Source organism: Rhodosalinus sp. K401 (assembly GCF_041365735.1).
Lineage (GTDB): Bacteria > Pseudomonadota > Alphaproteobacteria > Rhodobacterales > Rhodobacteraceae > Rhodosalinus.
In genome coordinates this window covers 1-564 of sequence record NZ_JBGFSI010000049.1, presented here as the reverse complement: position 1 = coordinate 564, position 564 = coordinate 1, and the positions used below count along the sequence as shown (strand labels likewise).

Annotated in this window: 1 protein-coding gene; it reads left to right on the top strand. The window is 69.1% G+C overall.

Annotated elements, in window-relative coordinates; translation table 11 throughout:
- The coding region (locus AB6A66_RS17475; RefSeq protein WP_371056903.1) for a phage tail tube protein at positions 1 to 564 on the top strand (564 nt) is incomplete at both ends.

The window sequence follows — 564 nt, the reverse complement described above, 5'->3', positions numbered from 1 at the left end:
CCACGACCAGCGGCACCGGGCCCTACACCCACGAGTTCCAGTCGGGCGCCTGGGACCTGCCGAGCTTCGCGCTGGAGAAGGGCCTGCCGGAGGTGCCGCATTACGCCATGTATCCCGGCTGCCGGGTCGACCGGCTGCAATGGTCGATGGAGCGCTCGGGTCTCGTGACCGCGACCGTCGGCGTGATCGCGCAGGGCGAGGACAAGAGTGCTGCGAGCCAGGCCGGCACCCTTACCGAGCCCGCGCTCAGGCGCTTCGGTAGCTTCAACGGCAGCGTCCAGCGCAACGGCGCAGCGCTCGGCAACCTGGTCTCGGCCGAGATCACCTATGCCAACAACCTCGACCGGGTGGAGACGATCCGCGCCGACGGCAAGATCGACGGCGTGGAGCCCGGCATCGCCGCGCTGACCGGCAACGTGGTGGTTCGCTTTGCCGACGAGACGCTGCTGCAACAGGCCATCGACGGCGATCCGTGCGAGCTGATCTTCGGCTACGCGCTGCCTTCGGGCGAGAGCTTCAAGCTGACGGCGCATGCCGTCTACCTGCCGCGCCCGCGGATCGGGA